Source organism: Bradyrhizobium sp. sBnM-33 (assembly GCF_032917945.1).
Taxonomy (GTDB): Bacteria; Pseudomonadota; Alphaproteobacteria; order Rhizobiales; family Xanthobacteraceae; genus Bradyrhizobium.
Genome location: NZ_CP136624.1, coordinates 4,603,657 through 4,621,776 on the forward strand (window position 1 = coordinate 4,603,657; position 18,120 = coordinate 4,621,776).

General features: G+C 62.1%; 13 protein-coding genes and 1 pseudogene. 13 read left to right on the plus strand and 1 reads right to left on the minus strand.

Annotated features, from left to right (window positions below):
• Positions 1 to 102: 102 nt before the first annotated feature.
• The 4 genes from rpoC to RX328_RS21255 all read left to right on the plus strand — a co-directional run bounded on the left by rpoC (position 103) and on the right by RX328_RS21255 (position 10,032).
• Positions 103 to 4,302 (plus strand): DNA-directed RNA polymerase subunit beta', encoded by a 4,200-nt coding sequence (gene rpoC / locus RX328_RS21240; protein ID WP_213245516.1) that lies wholly within the window; start codon positions 103 to 105, stop codon positions 4,300 to 4,302.
• A gap of 141 nt (positions 4,303 to 4,443) precedes the next feature.
• On the plus strand, positions 4,444 to 5,541 hold the full coding sequence (locus RX328_RS21245) for a helix-turn-helix transcriptional regulator (RefSeq protein ID WP_213245514.1): 1,098 nt from the start codon (positions 4,444 to 4,446) through the stop codon (positions 5,539 to 5,541).
• Positions 5,542 to 5,792: 251 nt separating this feature from the next.
• Positions 5,793 to 7,847 (plus strand): FAD-dependent oxidoreductase, encoded by a 2,055-nt coding sequence (locus RX328_RS21250; protein WP_213245512.1) that lies wholly within the window; start codon positions 5,793 to 5,795, stop codon positions 7,845 to 7,847.
• Between the two features lie 157 nt (positions 7,848 to 8,004).
• Positions 8,005 to 10,032 carry an ABC transporter ATP-binding protein gene (locus tag RX328_RS21255; RefSeq protein WP_213245511.1) on the plus strand — a complete coding sequence of 676 codons (2,028 nt, stop codon included), beginning with the start codon at positions 8,005 to 8,007 and terminating at the stop codon, positions 10,030 to 10,032.
• A 99-nt stretch (positions 10,033 to 10,131) separates the two neighbouring features.
• Here RX328_RS21255 and RX328_RS21260 read toward each other — a convergent pair.
• Positions 10,132 to 10,307 (minus strand): annotated as a pseudogene (locus RX328_RS21260) (FAD-dependent monooxygenase); the annotation flags it as partial.
• Positions 10,308 to 10,987: 680 nt separating this feature from the next.
• Between RX328_RS21260 and rpsL the strand changes: the two are divergent.
• From rpsL to rplB, 9 genes are all read left to right on the plus strand, one after another.
• Entirely contained in the window at positions 10,988 to 11,359 is a 372-nt protein-coding gene (gene rpsL, locus RX328_RS21265) for a 30S ribosomal protein S12 (protein WP_027536823.1), read from the plus strand.
• Between the two features lie 15 nt (positions 11,360 to 11,374).
• A complete protein-coding gene (rpsG, locus tag RX328_RS21270) occupies positions 11,375 to 11,845 on the plus strand; it encodes a 30S ribosomal protein S7 (RefSeq protein WP_028349061.1) in 471 nt (156 codons plus the stop codon).
• A gap of 29 nt (positions 11,846 to 11,874) precedes the next feature.
• On the plus strand, positions 11,875 to 13,947 hold the full coding sequence (fusA, locus tag RX328_RS21275) for an elongation factor G (RefSeq protein WP_213245509.1): 2,073 nt from the start codon (positions 11,875 to 11,877) through the stop codon (positions 13,945 to 13,947).
• Positions 13,948 to 13,987: 40 nt separating this feature from the next.
• On the plus strand, positions 13,988 to 15,178 hold the full coding sequence (gene tuf / locus RX328_RS21280) for an elongation factor Tu (RefSeq protein WP_213245507.1): 1,191 nt from the start codon (positions 13,988 to 13,990) through the stop codon (positions 15,176 to 15,178).
• Between the two features lie 93 nt (positions 15,179 to 15,271).
• A complete protein-coding gene (rpsJ, locus tag RX328_RS21285) occupies positions 15,272 to 15,580 on the plus strand; it encodes a 30S ribosomal protein S10 (protein ID WP_002712302.1) in 309 nt (102 codons plus the stop codon).
• Positions 15,581 to 15,632: 52 nt separating this feature from the next.
• Positions 15,633 to 16,355, plus strand: a complete 723-nt coding sequence (gene rplC / locus RX328_RS21290) for a 50S ribosomal protein L3 (protein ID WP_057843579.1) — start codon at positions 15,633 to 15,635, stop codon at positions 16,353 to 16,355.
• Position 16,356: 1 nt separating this feature from the next.
• The gene (gene rplD / locus RX328_RS21295; RefSeq protein ID WP_213245505.1) at positions 16,357 to 16,977 is read left to right on the plus strand and encodes a 50S ribosomal protein L4; all 621 of its coding nucleotides are present in this window, start codon (positions 16,357 to 16,359) and stop codon (positions 16,975 to 16,977) included.
• A complete protein-coding gene (locus RX328_RS21300) occupies positions 16,974 to 17,273 on the plus strand; it encodes a 50S ribosomal protein L23 (protein ID WP_028349056.1) in 300 nt (99 codons plus the stop codon). Before rplD ends, RX328_RS21300 begins: the two co-directional genes overlap by 4 nt.
• A 12-nt stretch (positions 17,274 to 17,285) precedes the next feature.
• Positions 17,286 to 18,119, plus strand: a complete 834-nt coding sequence (gene rplB / locus RX328_RS21305; protein WP_213245503.1) for a 50S ribosomal protein L2 — start codon at positions 17,286 to 17,288, stop codon at positions 18,117 to 18,119.
• The last annotated feature ends 1 nt before the right edge of the window (position 18,120 follow it).

Here is an 18,120-nt window from a genome sequence, read left to right on the forward strand (position 1 = left end):
AGGGCCGGACATTCGCGCTTCGCTCGGACGTTGAGTGGGGCGCGCACCAAATAAGAGTTTCGAATTTGCTGCCGGTGACGACCGGCACGCGAGGAGAAGACGATGAACCAAGAAATTATGAATCTCTTCAATCCGACGACCCCGGCCCAGGTCTTCGACCAGATCCGGATCTCGATTGCGTCCCCGGAGAAGATTCTGTCCTGGTCCTACGGCGAGATCAAAAAGCCAGAGACCATCAACTACCGGACCTTCAAGCCGGAGCGCGACGGCCTGTTCTGCGCCCGCATCTTCGGGCCGATCAAGGACTACGAGTGCTTGTGCGGCAAGTACAAGCGGATGAAGTACAAGGGCATCATCTGCGAAAAGTGCTCGGTCGAAGTGACGCTGTCGCGCGTCCGGCGCGAGCGCATGGGCCATATCGAACTGGCGGCACCTGTTGCCCACATTTGGTTCCTGAAGTCGCTGCCGTCGCGCATCGGCCTTCTGCTCGACATGACGCTGAAGGATCTCGAGCGGATCCTGTACTTCGAATACTACGTCGTGCTGGAGCCGGGCCTGACCGCGCTCAAGGACCGTCAGCTCTTGTCGGAAGACGAGTACCTGAAGGCGCAGGACGAATACGGCCAGGATTCGTTCACTGCCATGATCGGCGCGGAAGCGATCCGCGAGCTGTTGAAGGGCCTTGAGCTCGAAAAGCTCGAGCAGTCCCTGCGCGCCGAGATGCAGGAGACTGAGTCCGACATCAAGCACAAGAAGCTCGCCAAGCGGCTGAAGATCGTCGAAGCGTTCCGCTATTCCGGCAACAAGCCGGAGTGGATGATCCTGACCGTGGTGCCGGTGATCCCGCCGGACCTGCGTCCGCTGGTGCCGCTCGATGGCGGCCGCTTTGCGACCTCGGACCTCAACGACCTCTACCGCCGCGTCATCAACCGCAACAACCGCTTGAAGCGGCTGATGGAGCTGCGGGCGCCCGACATCATCATCCGTAACGAAAAGCGCATGCTGCAGGAGGCTGTCGACGCGCTGTTCGACAACGGCCGCCGCGGCCGCGTCATCACCGGCGCCAACAAGCGCCCGCTGAAGTCGCTGGCCGACATGCTCAAGGGCAAGCAGGGCCGCTTCCGGCAGAACCTGCTCGGCAAGCGCGTCGACTATTCGGGCCGTTCGGTGATCGTGGTCGGTCCCGAGCTGCGGCTGCATCAGTGCGGCCTGCCGAAGAAGATGGCGCTCGAACTGTTCAAGCCGTTCATCTATTCGCGGCTCGACGCGAAGGGTCTGTCCACCACCGTGAAGCAGGCGAAGAAGCTGGTCGAAAAGGAGCGTCCCGAGGTCTGGGATATCCTTGACGAGGTGATCCGCGAGCATCCGGTGCTGCTCAACCGCGCGCCGACGCTGCATCGCCTCGGCATCCAGGCGTTCGAGCCGGTGTTGATCGAAGGCAAGGCGATCCAGCTCCATCCGCTGGTTTGCGCGGCGTTCAACGCCGACTTCGACGGCGACCAGATGGCCGTGCACGTTCCGCTGTCGCTGGAAGCGCAGTTGGAAGCGCGCGTCCTGATGATGTCGACCAACAACATCTTGCATCCGGCGAACGGTCAGCCGATCATCGTGCCGTCGCAGGACATCGTGCTCGGCCTCTACTATCTCTCGATCATGCGTGAAGGCCTGCCCGGCGAGGGCAAGATCTTCGGCGACATGGCCGAGCTCGAGCACGCCCTGCATTCGAAGGTCATCCACCTCCACACCAAGATCAAGTACCGGTGGGAGGGCACCGACGAGAACGGCAAGCCGGCGAAGCGCTGGATCGAGACCACCGCGGGCCGTGTCATGCTCGGCAACGTGCTGCCGAAGAACGCGAAGATTTCGTACGACATCATCAACAAGCTGATGACCAAGCGCGAAATCTCCGGCGTGATCGACCAGGTCTACCGTCACTGCGGTCAGAAGGAGACCGTGATCTTCTGCGATCGCATCATGGCGCTCGGCTTCTACAATGCGTTCAAGGCCGGCATCTCGTTCGGCAAGGACGACATGGTGGTGCCGCACAGCAAGTGGAAGATCGTCGACACCACCCGTACGCTGGCGAAGGATTTCGAGCAGCAGTACAACGACGGCCTGATCACCCATGGCGAGAAGTACAATAAGGTGGTCGACGCCTGGTCGAAGGCGACCGAAGAAATCGCCAAGGAGATGATGAAGGAAATCTCCTCGACCAAGAAGACGCCGAAGGGTGCCGACGCCGACATCAACTCGATCTACATGATGGCGCATTCGGGCGCGCGCGGTTCGCCGGCGCAGATGCGTCAGCTCGCCGGTATGCGCGGCCTGATGGCGAAGCCGTCGGGTGAGATCATCGAGACGCCGATCATTTCCAACTTCAAGGAAGGTCTGTCGGTGCTCGAATACTTCAACTCGACCCACGGCGCCCGCAAGGGTCTCGCGGACACCGCGTTGAAGACCGCGAACTCCGGTTACCTGACCCGCCGCCTGGTCGACGTGGCGCAGGACTGCATCATCACGCAGGACGATTGCGGCACCAAGCTCGGCATCAAGATGCGCGCCATCGTCGATGCCGGCACGGTGGTCGCTTCGCTGGCCTCGCGTATTCTCGGCCGCACCGCGGGCGAGGATCTGCGCGATCCCGCGACCAACAAGGTCGTGGTCAAGCGCGGCACGTTGATGGAGGAGACGCATGTCGACGCCATCCAGCAGGCCGGCATCCAGGAAGTGAAGATTCGCTCGGCGCTGACCTGCGAACTCGTCAACGGCATCTGCGGCAAGTGCTACGGCCGCGATCTGGCCCGCGGCACGCCGGTCAACCACGGCGAGGCGGTCGGCGTCATCGCCGCCCAATCGATCGGTGAACCGGGCACGCAGCTCACGATGCGCACGTTCCATATCGGCGGCGCGGCGCAGATCAACGAGCAGTCGTTCGTCGAATCGAACTTCGAGGGCAAGGTCACCATCAAGAACAAATCCATCGCCCGAAACAGCGAAGGCCACTTGATCGCGATGGTTCGCAACATGGTCGTTGCGATCGTCGATGCCGACGGAACCGAGCGTGCGACCCACCGCATTCAGTACGGCGCGCGCATGCACGTCGACGAGGGCGACATGGTCAAGCGCGGCCAGCGCATCGCGGAGTGGGATCCGTACACCCGTCCGGTTCTCACCGAAGTCGAGGGCACCATCGGGTTCGAGGACCTGGTCGAGGGTCAGTCGATCTCGGAAACGCTCGACGAATCCACCGGTATCGCCAAGCGCGTCGTCATCGACTGGCGTGCGTCGCGCGGTGGTGCCGACCTGCGTCCGGCCATCGTGGTCAAGGGCAAGGACGGCAAGGTGCTCAAGCTCGCGCGTGGCGGCGATGCCCGCTACATGCTGTCGGTCGACGCCATCCTGTCGGTGGATACCGGCGCGAAGGTCAAGGCCGGTGACATCCTGGCGCGTATCTCGACCGAAAGCGCCAAGACCCGCGACATCACCGGCGGTCTGCCGCGGGTGGCCGAACTGTTCGAGGCCCGCAAGCCGAAGGACGCGGCGATCATCGCGGAAATCGCCGGCACGATCCGCTTCGGCCGCGACTACAAGAACAAGCGCCGCATCTCGATCGAGCCGATGGACAAGACCGAGGAGCCGCGCGAGTACCTGATCCCGAAGGGCAAGCACATCCATCTGCAGGACGGCGACATCGTCGAAAAGGGCGATTTCATCGTCGAAGGCAATCCGGCGCCGCACGATATCCTGGCGATCAAGGGCATCGAGGAACTCGCTGCCTATCTGGTCAACGAAATCCAGGAGGTCTATCGGCTGCAGGGCGTGCTCATCAACGACAAGCACATCGAGGTGATTGTCCGTCAGATGCTGCAGAAGGTCGAGGTCACCGATCAGGGCGACACCGACATGATCTCGGGCGAGCAGGTCGACAAGATCGAGTTCGACGCGCTCAACCTGAAGGCAAAGGAAGAGGGCAAGAAGCCCGCCACGGGAACGCCGGTTCTGCTCGGCATCACCAAGGCGAGCCTGCAGACCCGCTCGTTCTTCTCGGCGGCCTCGTTCCAGGAGACCACCCGCGTGCTCACCGAAGCCGCCGTCAACGGCAAGGTGGACCCGCTGGAAGGCCTCAAGGAGAACGTCATTGTCGGCCGGCTGATCCCGGCGGGCACCGGCGCCTCGATGGCCAAGATCCGCGAAGTCGCGGTCAAGCGCGACAAGCTGATTCTGGACGAGCGCGAGAAGCAGGCGGCGATCGTGCCGACCGCTCCGGAAGCCGAACCGCTGGCGCTGCCGCCAGCGGAGTAAGGGTTCCACTCCGATCAACAGGAAAGCCGGCTGCGAAGCCGGCTTTTTCTTTTTACGAGTGAGGATAGTGCTTCACCCGGATGGGTGACCGCTGCTATCAAGTCAGGAAATGCCCTCCTGCCAAAATATTTGCAATTCCCCATGAGCGAGTCGGATCATTTTGAACCCCTGATCGACCGCATCTACGAGGCGGGGCTCATTCCGTCGCTTTGGCCGGCTGTGCTCGGCGAACTCGGTGCCGCGATCGGCGGCAACGGCGGCTTTCTGTTCGGCGTGCGCGACGGCTACACGAGCGCGGTCAATTCTGCCGAATATGACCAGCTCATGCCCGTGTTCTGGAGAGACGGATGGAGCGAGCGCGATCCAAATCTTCCGCGCGCCATCGCCCTCAATCATGCGGGCTTCGTCACCGACTATGACCTCCTTTCGGAGGAGGAGATTGCGACCAACGACGTCTACTGCAACTTCTACCGCAAATACGGCATTGGCTACCGCGCCGGGACGATCATTCCGATGCCGACCGGCGATTCAATCGCGATCGTGATGCCGCGGCATCAGGATCACGGCCCGGTGCCGCAACAGGTCGTCGATCTGCTGGACGGGCTGCGGCCGCATCTGGCCCGGGCCTCCCTTGCAGCAAACCGCATTGGCTTCGAGCGCGCCCGTGCCCAGGCTGACGCGTTGCAGGTGCTTGGCCTGCCGGGCGCAGTGCTGCGCGGGCGCGGCAAGGTGTTCGCGGCAAACGGCTTGTTCGAAGCGCTTGTCCCTTCGCTGTTTCAGGATCGTATCGAGCGCGTAACGGTGACGGATGTCACGGCGGACGTGCTACTTGCAGAGGCGCTCGGTCCGCAGTCCCTTGCCGGCGGCCGGACCGTCAAGTCGATCCCGATCGCCGCGACGGCGGACCGCGTGCCGATGGTATTGCATGTCGTCCCTGTGCGGGGCGATGCACGCGATATTTTCACGCAGGCCACGGCGCTATTGGTGGTGACGCCGGTCGATCGCGCTGCGGTGCCGACGGCGGAAGTCCTGCAAGGCCTGTTCGACCTGACGCCGGCGGAGGCGCGCGTGGCGCGGGGCATCGGCCAGACAGTAACCATCGATGCGCTTGCGAATGCGACCGGCGTCAATCGGGAGACCGTGCGCAGCCAGCTCAAGGCCGTGCTATCGAAGACCGGCCTGTCACGCCAGCAGGAGCTTGTCAGCCTGCTCGCCGGCAAGGCGTTTCGTGGCGGATAGACAACCGTGCCGCGCAGCACTGGAGTCGAAACGGCCGACCGTGCCGCGGCCAGAATAGGGCACCCGCAAGAATACGGTGCGAAGACAAAAGGCCGGCGCAAGCCGGTCATTTTGCTGCTTTCTTTCATTGCTGCGTTGCGAGGACCTGATTTGTTCATCTTCCCTTCAGGGTGAAAAGCGCCTTTGCTAATGTGGACTAGACCGGCTGCTTTCCTAAGGGCAGGGGGAGCCGGAGGGGCGACTGGAAAGACATGTTGGATCTTGCAATTGTGGGCGGCGGCCCAGGCGGCTTGATGAGCGCCTGGTACTTGAAGAAAAAGCTCGGCGATCTCTGCCGCGTCACGATTTACGAGGCGTCCGACCGCGTCGGCGGCAAGATCGTCTCGCGCAAATTCGATTCCGCGCCGGCGATGTATGAGGCAGGCGTCGCCGAAATCTACGATTATTCGATGACCGGCCCAGATCCCTTACGGGAACTGATCCAGCATTTCGGTCTGCAGACGATTCCGATGGATGCCGAGCTGGTGCACCTTGACGGCGAGCTGCTCAGCGACGTCCGGGGGATGCGCCGCAAATATGGCGAGAAGACCGCGGCTGCGATCGAGGCGTTCCGCAAGCGCTGCGCCGACATGGTGTCGCCGATCGAATATTACGAAGGCGTCGGCGCCCACGACAACGAGCATCCCTGGGCCTACATGACCTGCGAGGAAGTGCTCGACAAGGAAGTCGACGATCCCACGGCCAAACGTTTCTTCAAGGTGATGGCGCGTTCGGATATCGCAACCGAGGCCCACAACACCAACGGGCTGAATGCGCTGAAGAACTTCGTGATGGATATCGACGGCTATATCGGCCTGTACTCGATCCAGAACGGCAATGAGCAGTTGATCGAATGCCTGCGCTCGGAAGTCGATGCCGATATCCAGCTCAATCACCGCGTGCTGAAGGTCGGAAAGACCGCTGCCGGCCGCTATCAGCTCAACATGATGAACGGGAAGGGGCCCGAGACACGGGATTTCGATCTGGTCTTGATGTGTCTGCCGCATTCCTGGCTCGCCACCATGCGGTGGGACGGCGAGGAACTGCGCAAGTCGATGGTCAAGCACGTCGCCTATTTCGACCGTCCGGCGCATTACTTGCGGGTCTCGATCCTGTTCGACGAACCGTTCTGGGGCGAGAAGATCCCCGGCGCCTGGTTCATGTCGGAAGCGTTCGGCGGCTGCTGCGTCTACAACGAGGGCGCCCGCCACGACGTCGGCCGGCACGGCGTGCTCAACTGGCTGATCGCGGGATCGGACGCGCTGGCATTTGCCAATCTCAGCGACGAGGAATTGATCGACGCCGCCATCAAGTCGCTGCCGGCTTCGTTCGGCAACGCCCGCGATCATTTCCTGGAAGGCAAGATTCACCGCTGGCTGTCGTCGGTGAACGCGCTGCCGGGCGGCATGCCGGTGCGTGACGTCATGACTAACCACCGTCCGGAACCGAAGCAGCATCCGGGGATTGTGGTGGTCGGCGATTATCTGTTCGATTCGACGCTCAATGGCCTGCTCGATTCTTCCGACGCCGCAACCGATATCGTTTTGACCGAGATGATGCGGTTGCGACGCGCCCGCGCGCAGCAGGGCGAAGTGTCGTACGACAGGATCGATCGCAGCTATTTCGAGAATTACCGTGGGCTAGGCCCTTACAGCGAAGTCTGGAGCCAGTTTACCGATCCGGCCTATCTGACGGAACTGATCAAGATCGTCTGGAGCAGGGCCAAGGGTTACAAGCTCCTGGTCGCCGGCTCCGCCAGCGGCGAACTGGTCGGCGCGCTGCGCGAGCGCGGCATCGATGCCTGGGGTATCGAGAACAACAAGACGATTCACGCCAAGACGCCGAAGGCGCTGAAGAAGTTCAACAAGCTTGGCTCGATCGTCGACATGCCGTTCAAGGACGACGAGTTCGATTTCGTGTTCGAGACCAGTCTGTGTCATGTCGCCGAGAAGCAGGTCCCGCGAGCGGTGCGCGAACTGAACCGCGTCGTGAAGACCGGCCTGGTGTTCGGGTCGGTGACGTCGGACATGGCGCCTGCACTGATCGACCGTTACGATCTGTTGCGCGGCGTGAAGAAGCTCGGCACCTGGTGGGAATGGTCCGAATTATTCTTCGGCAACGGATTCGACCTCTCGATGCACCGGCGCGACTGCACCGATGCGGTATGGGCGGCGACGCTGGCTGCCAACAAGGGACCGGGGCAGTGGTATGCCGACGCCGACAGCCTGCGCTATTCGTTTTTTGACAAGGTCGAATCAGACGATTGAGCTCCGACCGGTTATGTTGAGCGTGACCGCTGAAGCAGAGCCGGTCATGCCAAATGTTTGCCGAATTGATCCCGATCGCATAGAATCGTTGCGGTAGCGCTCGCCGCTGCCGCCTTCGATTTGCGGTCATGCCGGCCGTGCAGCATCGGTTGGTTTCATGGCGCCCAAGCCTCCGTCCTCGGATGATCAGAATCCCGCGCCGGCGGACGATCCCGAGCGTGCGAAGAAGCTCGCGGCCGGGGCTGCCGCTGCGCCCGTTGCCGGTGGTAAGGCGGCCGGCATCCCGCCGGGCGCTGACAAGGACGACGAAGGGGACGAGATAGAGCTCGACGACGATGATGATGACGAGGACCTCGTCGTTTTCACCGCCAAGGAAGCCGCCGGCGCGATGGCGACCATCTACGGCTTCGTCAAGCCGTATCTGGGCAATTACAGGAAGCTGCTCGTCTTCGTGACCTTCGGCGTTCTCGTCGAGACATTGTTCAACGTCATCATGCCGTTGAGCCTGAAATTCCTGATCGACGATGCGCTGGGCGAAGAGGATTTTCAGGCGCTCTACAAGATCCTCGGCGTGCTCGCGGTCGCCGGTATCATCACCTCGATCATCGCGGTCTGGTACGAGCGCTGGGATGCGCGGCTGGCGGCGTGCATCATTGCCGATGTGCGGTCGCGGCTGTTCGAGCACGTCCAGAACCTGCCGGCGTCGTATTTTGCCCGCACCAAGCGCGGCGAAATCCTCTCGCGCTTCTCAATCGACCTCGCGGCCTTTGAGGGCTCGGTCAAGACGTTCGCCAACAGCGCCGCTTTGCCGTTCCTGGAATTGGTCGCCGGCATCATCCTGATGCTGTTTTTGAACTGGCAGCTCGCGGCGGTCGCCCTCCTGGTATTCCCGATCACGCTGATCGGGCCGCGAATCCTGACGCCGAAGGCGGTGCAGGCGAATTACGAGCAGAAGCTCAATGAAGCAGCACTGCTCGGCACGGTGCAGGAAAACGTGGCTGCGCAGGCCGTGATCAAGGCGTTCAGCCTGCAGCGCCGCACGCTCGGCTGGTTCACCATGCGTAACCAGGAAGTCCGCATCAAGACGGCGTCCGCCGTGTTCCTGTCGACCATGGTAGAGCGCACCGTCACCATTTCGGTGCTGTTGCTGCATCTCGTGGTGCTGGCGATCGGCGCCTATCTCGCCACCAAGGGCCAGATCACCATCGGCACCTTCGTCACCTTCGAGAGCGCGTTCTGGGAGGTGTCCTACAACATCGCCCATCTGATGCACTTCATCCCGGTGTCGATCCAGTCGGCGGCGGCGGTGCGGCACATCCAGGAACTGCTGGATGAGCCGACCCGTGGCGCCGACCGGCCGGGCGCGCCGGATTTGCCGCCGATCACCAACGACATCGCCTTTGAACGCGTCACCTTCGCGTATGAAGGCAGCGAGACGCCGGTGCTCGACGATTTCAGCCTCAAACTCAATGTCGGCAAGCGCATCGCGATCGTGGGGCCGAGCGGCTCGGGCAAAAGCACGCTGCTCAACCTGATCCTGCGTCTTTACACGCCGGACGAGGGGCGGGTGGCGATCGACGGCGTCGATATCCGCCGCGTGACCCGCGAATCGCTGCGCGCAGGCATGGCCGTCGTGTTCCAGGAGAACATGCTGTTCAATATGTCGATCCGCGAGAACATCCGGCTTGGCAAGGAAGGCGCCACCGACAAGGAGGTCGAGGAAGCCGCGCGCAAGGCCGAGATTCACCGCTACATCATGAGCCTGCCGCAGAAATACGACACGCCGGTCGGCGAGCGCGGCGACACGCTATCGGGCGGCCAGCGCCAGCGCATCGCGATCGCGCGCGCCATCATCCGCAATCCCTCGCTGCTGCTGCTCGATGAAGCGACCTCGGCGCTCGACCAAACCACGGAGGCCGCGATCAACCGCACGCTGATGAAGGTGGCGGAAGGGCGCACCATGATCTGGTCGACGCACCGCCTGACGTCGGTGGTCGAGATGGACGAGATCATCGTGATTTCAGGCGGCAAGGCGATCGAGCGCGGCTCGCATGCGCAGTTGCTCGCGGCCAACGGCGTCTATCGCAAGCTCTGGGACGACCAGGGCCATGTGGCGCACAACGTCGCCGCTCAGGCCGACGACGATGACGATGAGGACGACGATGATGAGGATGACGAGGAATGAGCGGGGCGGTTTGACCGCGCGCTGACTCGCAGGTGGCGCGAATCGCGATCCAGTTTTCGCCGTCATGGAGGCCGCGCGCAGCACCGAATCGGCGATTCAGGTCTCGTAGAAGCGGCCGAGCTGCTCGTCGCCGCTGATTTTTCGACGCGAAAGTCGAATGGATAGACCCGATGCGGGTCGATCAGAGCGGTCGAAATTCCCGTGCGACCGAGCATGGCGGCCGCCGTCGAACCGGCGAGGCCGCCTCCGACGATCGCAATATCGGTGTACTTCATGAAGAATTCCGGCCCTGTTGCGCAAGTTTTGCGCCCGGAACGACAAGTAAAGGCTTGGCGGGGAAAAACTGGAACCAAGGAATCAGGTTTCCGGTCTTATTTACCCGGGTAAAAATATCCGACTCGACGCGCTCGGAAGAGGGGCAGGGCACCGCCGTTCGACTTTTTCGATTTCGCGGCAAACGCCGAATCCGCAGACGCCATAGGCATTTCCAGCGTTCTCGTTTTGCTTGACTTAGCTATCCACCGCTTATAGAAGACGCCCACTTAACGACAGGCGGTGAGCTACGCCAACGTCGGAACGGAACACCCTTTCAAATCCTTATGGGCAATTCCTAAAGGTACTGGACGGGCACCAACCTCGACGAATGCCGCTCAAACGCTGTCGATCATATAGCTAGGCAATGCCAGGACGATTTTAGTTCTCTTGAGCACGTCCTCTTGAGAGTGAACTCGGATGCATGATCTCGGTAGCGGGTCGGACAGCGAACGCTGATCGGTCCTAATTCGCGGTCCTCTGTGGCGTCGAAGCGCTTTCCGCTCAGCGATGGGTGGTTGGCGCGATTTCGTTTTGCGCGGATGTTTTTTCGCGTGAGGCGGGCCGAACGGAACGGCTAGTTCCGAGAAGAATTTGCGAAAGCCATTCAAGGTTTCGCGTGAACTAAAGGGTGAAGGCTGACATGCCGACGATCAACCAGCTGATCGCAAATCCGCGTACGGTACAGAAGTCGCGCAAGAAGGTGCCGGCGCTGCAGCAGTCGCCGCAGAAGCGTGGCGTCTGCACGCGCGTCTACACCACGACCCCGAAGAAGCCGAACTCGGCGCTTCGTAAGGTCGCCAAGGTGCGCCTGACCAACGGCTTTGAGGTGATCGGATACATCCCGGGTGAAGGCCATAACCTTCAGGAGCACTCGGTGGTCATGATCCGCGGCGGCCGCGTCAAGGATTTGCCCGGCGTGCGCTACCACATCCTCCGCGGCGTCCTCGATACCCAGGGCGTCAAGAACCGTAAGCAGCGTCGTTCGAAGTACGGCGCGAAGCGTCCGAAATAAGCGAGAACAGACACGATGTCGCGTCGCCACTCTGCTGAAAAGCGTGAAGTCAACCCGGATCCGAAGTTCGGGAACATCATCATTACGAAGTTCATGAACTCGATCATGTACGACGGCAAGAAGTCCGCCGCCGAAAACATCGTCTATGGCGCGCTCGCCATGATCGAGGCCAAGACCAAGCAGGGGCCGCTCACGGTGTTCGAGCAGGCGCTGGAAAACGTCATGCCGACCATCGAAGTGCGGTCGCGCCGCGTCGGTGGCGCCACCTACCAGGTGCCGGTCGAAGTGCGTTCGGTCCGCCGCCAGGCGCTGGGCATTCGCTGGCTGATCACGGCCGCGCGCGAGCGCAACGAAAAGACGATGACGGAGCGGCTCTCGGCCGAGTTGCTCGACGCGTCGAACAACCGGGGAAACGCCGTCAAGAAGCGTGAAGACGTGCACCGGATGGCGGAAGCCAACCGCGCCTTCTCGCATTATCGCTGGTAACGGCGAAGAACGGATTTAAGGAACAGCCCATGCCCCGCCAACATGCCATCGAGGACTACCGTAACTTCGGTATCATGGCGCATATCGACGCCGGCAAGACTACGACCACCGAGCGCATCCTCTATTACACCGGCAAGAGCCATAAGATCGGCGAAGTGCACGAAGGTGCCGCGACCATGGACTGGATGGAGCAGGAGCAGGAGCGTGGCATCACGATCACCTCGGCTGCGACCACCGCGTTCTGGAACGGTAAGCGCCTGAACATCATCGACACCCCCGGCCACGTCGACTTCACCATTGAAGTCGAGCGTTCGCTGCGCGTGCTCGACGGCGCGGTATGCGTGCTCGATTCCAACCAGGGCGTCGAACCGCAGACCGAAACCGTGTGGCGCCAGGGCGACAAGTACAAGGTTCCGCGCATCGTCTTCGCCAACAAGATGGACAAGACCGGCGCCGACTTCTTCAAGTGTCTGGCCGACATCGTCGACCGCCTCGGCGCCAAGCCGATCGCGATCCAGCTTCCGATCGGCGCCGAGAACAACTTCAAGGGTCTCGTCGACCTCGTGAAGATGCAGGGCATCATCTGGAACGATGAATCGCTCGGCGCCAAGTTCGACTATGTCGACATCCCGGCCGATCTCGTCGACCAGGCCAAGGAATACCGCGAGAAGATGGTCGAAGCCGCTGTCGAGCTCGATGACGACGCTCTGGCCGCTTTCCTCGACGGCAAGGAGCCGGACGAGGCGACGCTGAAACGGCTGATCCGCAAGGCCGTGCTGACCGGCGCGTTCTATCCTGTGCTGTGCGGTTCGGCGTTCAAGAACAAGGGCGTGCAGCCGCTGCTCGACGCCGTCGTCGACTACCTGCCATCGCCGATCGACGTGCCCGCGATCAAGGGTACCGACGATGACGGCAACGAAGTGGTGCGCAAGGCCGACGACAAGGAGCCGCTGGCTCTGCTCGCGTTCAAGATCATGGACGACCCGTTCGTCGGCACCATCACCTTCTGCCGAATCTATTCGGGCATCCTGCAGTCGGGTACCGGGGTCATCAATTCGACCCGCGAGAAGAAAGAGCGTATCGGCCGCATGCTGTTGATGCATGCGAACAACCGCGAAGACATCAAGGAAGCCTATGCCGGCGACATCGTCGCACTGGCGGGCCTGAAGGAAGCGCGCACCGGTGACACGCTGTGCGATCCCGACAAGCCGGTGATCCTGGAAAAGATGGAATTCCCGGAGCCGGTGATCGAAATCGCGATCGAGCCGAAGTCGAAGGCCGACCAGGAAAAGCTCGGCGTCGCGTTGGCGAAGCTCGCTGCCGAAGATCCGTCGTTCCGCGTGTCGACCGACCAGGAGTCCGGCCAGACCATTTTGAAGGGCATGGGCGAACTCCATCTCGACATCAAGGTCGATATTCTCAAGCGAACCTACAAGGTCGACGCCAACATCGGCGCGCCGCAGGTGGCGTTCCGCGAGCGCGTCACCAAGCGCGCTGAAGTCAAGTACACGCACAAGAAGCAGACCGGCGGTACCGGTCAGTTCGCCGAAGTGTCGATCATCGTGGAGCCGAACGAGCCCGGCAAGGGCTACGAGTTCGAGTCCAAGATCGTCGGCGGCGCGGTGCCGAAGGAATACATCCCCGGCGTCGAAAAGGGCCTCAACAGCGTGATGGGCTCGGGCGTCGTTGCCGGCTTCCCGGTTGTTGACGTCAAGGTTCAGCTCGTCGACGGCAAGTATCACGACGTCGACTCGTCGGCGCTGGCCTTCGAAATCGCGGCGCGCGCGGCATTCCGCGAAGCGCTGCAGAAGGGCAAGTCTGTTCTGCTCGAGCCGATCATGAAGGTCGAAGTGGTGACCCCGGAAGACTATACCGGTTCTGTCATCGGCGACCTGAATTCTCGGCGCGGCCAGATCCAGGGCCAGGACATGCGGGGCAACGCCAACGTCATCAACGCGATGGTGCCGCTTATGAACATGTTCGGGTACGTGAATAACCTGCGCTCGATGAGCCAGGGACGCGCGACCTTCACGATGCAATTCGATCACTACGCCGAAGCACCGGCGAACGTGTCGGCAGAAGTCCAGAAGAAGTTTGCCTGATTGTCGTTGGTTGCAAGCTAACGACTGAACGGAGAGTCAAATGGCCAAAGCAAAGTTTGAACGTACTAAACCGCACTGCAACATCGGAACCATCGGTCACGTCGACCATGGCAAGACATCGCTGACCGCAGCGATCACCAAGGTGCTGGCTGAAACCGGCGGTGCGACGTTCACGGCGTACGACCAGATCGACAAGGCGCCGGAAGAGAAGGCGCGCGGCATCACCATCTCGACCGCCCACGTCGAATACGAAACCAAGAACCGGCACTACGCCCACGTCGACTGCCCCGGCCACGCCGACTATGTGAAGAACATGATCACCGGCGCCGCCCAGATGGACGGTGCGATCCTGGTCGTGTCGGCCGCCGACGGCCCGATGCCGCAGACCCGCGAGCACATCCTGCTCGCCCGTCAGGTCGGCGTTCCCGCGCTCGTCGTGTTCCTGAACAAGTGCGACATGGTCGACGATCCGGAGCTGCTCGAGCTCGTCGAGCTCGAAGTTCGCGAACTGCTCTCGAAGTATGAATTCCCCGGCGACAAGATCCCGATCATCAAGGGCTCGGCGCTCGCCGCCCTCGAAGACAAGGACAAGAAGCTCGGCCACGACGCCATTCTCGAGCTGATGCGCAATGTCGACGAATACATTCCGCAGCCCGAGCGTCCGATTGACCAGCCGTTCCTGATGCCGGTGGAAGACGTGTTCTCGATCTCGGGCCGCGGCACCGTCGTCACCGGCCGTGTCGAGCGCGGCATCATCAAGGTCGGCGAGGAAATCGAAATCATCGGCCTGCGCGACACCCAGAAGACCATCGTCACGGGCGTCGAAATGTTCCGCAAGCTGCTCGATCAGGGTCAGGCCGGCGACAACATCGGCGCGCTGCTCCGCGGCACCAAGCGCGAGGAAGTCGAGCGTGGCCAGGTGCTGGCGAAGCCGGGTTCGGTCAAGCCGCACACCAAGTTCAAGGCTGAGGCCTATATCCTGACCAAGGAAGAGGGCGGTCGTCACACCCCGTTCTTCACCAACTACCGGCCCCAGTTCTACTTCCGCACCACCGACGTGACCGGCGTCGTGCACCTGCCCGAAGGCACCGAGATGGTGATGCCGGGCGACAACATCGCGATGGAAGTGCACCTGATCGTGCCGATCGCGATGGAAGAAAAGCTGCGCTTCGCGATCCGCGAAGGCGGCCGCACCGTCGGCGCCGGCGTCGTCGCCGCCATCATCGAATAAGCGAATAGGGAATGGCGAGTAGCGAGTGGACTGGTTCCATTCGCTATTCGCTGCTCACCACTCGCCCTACGCGACAAAGAAAGACAAACGGCAATGAACGGCCAAAATATTCGCATCCGTCTCAAGGCGTTCGACCATCGAATCCTCGATACGTCGACCCGCGAGATCGTGAACACGGCGAAACGCACCGGTGCCCAGGTTCGCGGACCCATTCCGCTGCCCACCCGCATCGAGAAGTTCACCGTCAACCGTTCGCCGCACGTCGACAAGAAGAGCCGCGAGCAATTCGAGATGCGCACCCACAAGCGCCTTCTCGACATTGTCGACCCGACCCCGCAGACCGTCGATGCTCTCATGAAGCTCGATCTGGCCGCCGGTGTCGACGTCGAGATCAAGCTCTAAGATTTTTTAGCTCGTCCGAACTTAGCGGACAGAAAGAACAGGAAGCACGCCGATGCGCTCCGGAGTGATCGCACAAAAGGTCGGGATGACGCGGGTCTTTACGGAGGCCGGCGAACATATCCCTGTGACCGTGCTGAAGCTGGGCAATTGCCAGGTGCTGGGCCACCGCACGACCGAAAAGAACGGTTACGTCGCGCTGCAGCTCGGTGCGGGCACCCGCAAGACCGTGTATCTGCCCAAGGCGGAGCGCGGCCAGTTTGCCGCGGCCAAGGTCGAGCCCAAGCGGAAAGTCGCCGAATTTCGCGTGTCGGAAGATGCGCTGATTCCGGTTGGCGCCGAGATCCAGGCGGACCATTTCGTGGTCGGCCAGTTCGTCGACGTCACCGGCACCTCGGTTGGTAAGGGTTTTGCCGGCGGCATGAAGCGCTGGAATTTCGGCGGCCTGCGCGCCACCCACGGCGTGTCGGTTTCGCACCGTTCGATCGGTTCGACCGGCGGACGTCAGGATCCCGGCAAGACCTTCAAGAACAAGAAGATGCCCGGTCACATGGGTGTCGATCGCATCACCACGCTTAATTTGCGTGTGGTGCAGACCGACGTCGAGCGCGGTCTGATCCTGGTCGAGGGCGCCGTTCCGGGCTCCAAGGGCGGCTGGATATCGGTGCGCGACGCCGTGAAGAAGCCGTTGCCGAAGGAAGCTCCGAAGCCCGGCAAGTTTAGGGTTGCTGGCGGTGAGCAGGCTGCTGCTGCGCCGGCCGAGCAGGAGGGCGCGTGAGATGGAACTGAAAGTCACGACCCTTGAGGGCAAGGAAGCCGGATCGGTCCAGCTCTCGGACGCGATCTTCGGTCTCGAGCCGCGCGCCGATATCATCCAGCGTTGCGTGCAATGGCAGCTCAACAAGCGCCAGGCCGGAACGCACAAGACGCAGGGCCGCGCCGACGTCTGGCGCACCGGCAAGAAGATGTACAAGCAAAAGGGCACCGGCGGCGCCCGTCACGGCTCGGCGCGCGTGCCGCAGTTCCGCGGCGGTGGCCGTGCGTTCGGTCCGGTGGTTCGCTCGCACGCGACCGACCTGCCGAAGAAGGTGCGTGCTCTCGCGCTCAAGCATGCTCTATCGGCGAAGGCCAAGGATGGCGGCCTGATCGTGATCGACAGCGCGCAGGTCAAGGAAGCCAAGACCAAGGCGCTGGTCGGTCACTTCTCCGGCCTTGGGCTCACCAACGCGCTGATCATCGACGGCGCCGAGCTCAACCAGGGTTTCGCGACCGCGGCCCGCAATATTCCGAACATCGACGTGCTGCCGATCCAGGGCATCAACGTCTACGACATTCTGCGTCGTCAGAAGCTCGTGCTGACGAAGGCGGCAGTCGATGCGCTGGAGGCGCGCTTCAAATGAAGAACATCGATCCGCGCCATTACGACGTGATCGTAGCTCCTGTCGTCACCGAAAAGGCGACGGTAGCGTCCGAGCACAACAAGGTCGTGTTCAAGGTCGCCAGCAAGGCGACCAAGCCGCAAATCAAGGAAGCCGTCGAGAAGCTGTTCGACGTCAAGGTGAAGAGCGTGAACACGCTGGTCCGCAAGGGCAAGACCAAGGTGTTCCGCGGCAATTTCGGTTCGCAGTCGGACGTGAAGCGGGCTGTCGTGACCCTCGAAGAGGGCCACCGCATCGACGTCACCACCGGACTATAAGGCGACACAGCGATGGCATTGAAAACATACAATCCGACGACGCCGGGCCAGCGCCAACTGGTGATGGTCGACCGTTCGGCGCTCTACAAGGGCAAGCCGGTCAAGGCGCTGACCGAGGGCAAGCTCGGCAACGGCGGCCGCAACAACACCGGCCGCATCACCGTGCGCTTTCGCGGCGGCGGCCACAAGAAGGCCTACCGCTTGGTGGACTTCAAGCGGAACAAGGTCGACGTTCCCGCCATCGTCGAGCGGCTGGAGTATGACCCGAACCGCACCGCGTTCATCGCGCTGATCAAGTATCAGGATGGCGAGCAGGCTTACATCCTGGCGCCGCAGCGTCTGGCTGCGGGCGACACGGTGGTTGCCGGCAACTATGTCGACGTGAAGCCCGGCAATGTCATGCCGCTCGGCAACATGCCGGTCGGCACCATCGTCCACAACATCGAGATGAAGATCGGGAAGGGTGGCCAGATCGCCCGTTCCGCCGGCACCTACGCCCAGATCGTCGGCCGCGACCAGGAATACGTCATTCTGCGCCTGAACTCGGGCGAACAGCGCCTGGTGCACGGCCGTTGCCGCGGCACCATCGGTGCGGTGTCGAACCCCGATCACATGAACATTTCGATCGGCAAGGCCGGCCGCACCCGCTGGCTGGGCTGGCGTCCGCATAACCGCGGCGTCGTCATGAACCCGATCGACCATCCGCACGGCGGCGGCGAAGGCCGCACCTCGGGCGGCCGCCACCCGGTTACGCCGTGGGGCAAGCCGACCAAGGGCAAGAAGACCCGTTCGAATAAGTCGACCAATCGATTCATCCTCCTAAGCCGCCACAAGCGGAAGAAGTAAG

Excerpts from the sequence above, each read along its gene's own strand:
- rpoC (WP_213245516.1), top strand. The coding sequence starts at position 103 with ATGAACCAAGAAATTATGAATCTCTTCAATCCGACGACCCCGGCCCAG.
- RX328_RS21245 (WP_213245514.1), top strand. The coding sequence starts at position 4,444 with ATGAGCGAGTCGGATCATTTTGAACCCCTGATCGACCGCATCTACGAG.
- RX328_RS21250 (WP_213245512.1), top strand. The coding sequence starts at position 5,793 with ATGTTGGATCTTGCAATTGTGGGCGGCGGCCCAGGCGGCTTGATGAGC.
- RX328_RS21255 (WP_213245511.1), top strand. The coding sequence starts at position 8,005 with ATGGCGCCCAAGCCTCCGTCCTCGGATGATCAGAATCCCGCGCCGGCG.
- rpsL (WP_027536823.1), top strand. The coding sequence starts at position 10,988 with ATGCCGACGATCAACCAGCTGATCGCAAATCCGCGTACGGTACAGAAG.
- rpsG (WP_028349061.1), top strand. The coding sequence starts at position 11,375 with ATGTCGCGTCGCCACTCTGCTGAAAAGCGTGAAGTCAACCCGGATCCG.
- fusA (WP_213245509.1), top strand. The coding sequence starts at position 11,875 with ATGCCCCGCCAACATGCCATCGAGGACTACCGTAACTTCGGTATCATG.
- tuf (WP_213245507.1), top strand. The coding sequence starts at position 13,988 with ATGGCCAAAGCAAAGTTTGAACGTACTAAACCGCACTGCAACATCGGA.
- rpsJ (WP_002712302.1), top strand. The coding sequence starts at position 15,272 with ATGAACGGCCAAAATATTCGCATCCGTCTCAAGGCGTTCGACCATCGA.
- rplC (WP_057843579.1), top strand. The coding sequence starts at position 15,633 with ATGCGCTCCGGAGTGATCGCACAAAAGGTCGGGATGACGCGGGTCTTT.
- rplD (WP_213245505.1), top strand. The coding sequence starts at position 16,357 with ATGGAACTGAAAGTCACGACCCTTGAGGGCAAGGAAGCCGGATCGGTC.
- RX328_RS21300 (WP_028349056.1), top strand. The coding sequence starts at position 16,974 with ATGAAGAACATCGATCCGCGCCATTACGACGTGATCGTAGCTCCTGTC.
- rplB (WP_213245503.1), top strand. The coding sequence starts at position 17,286 with ATGGCATTGAAAACATACAATCCGACGACGCCGGGCCAGCGCCAACTG.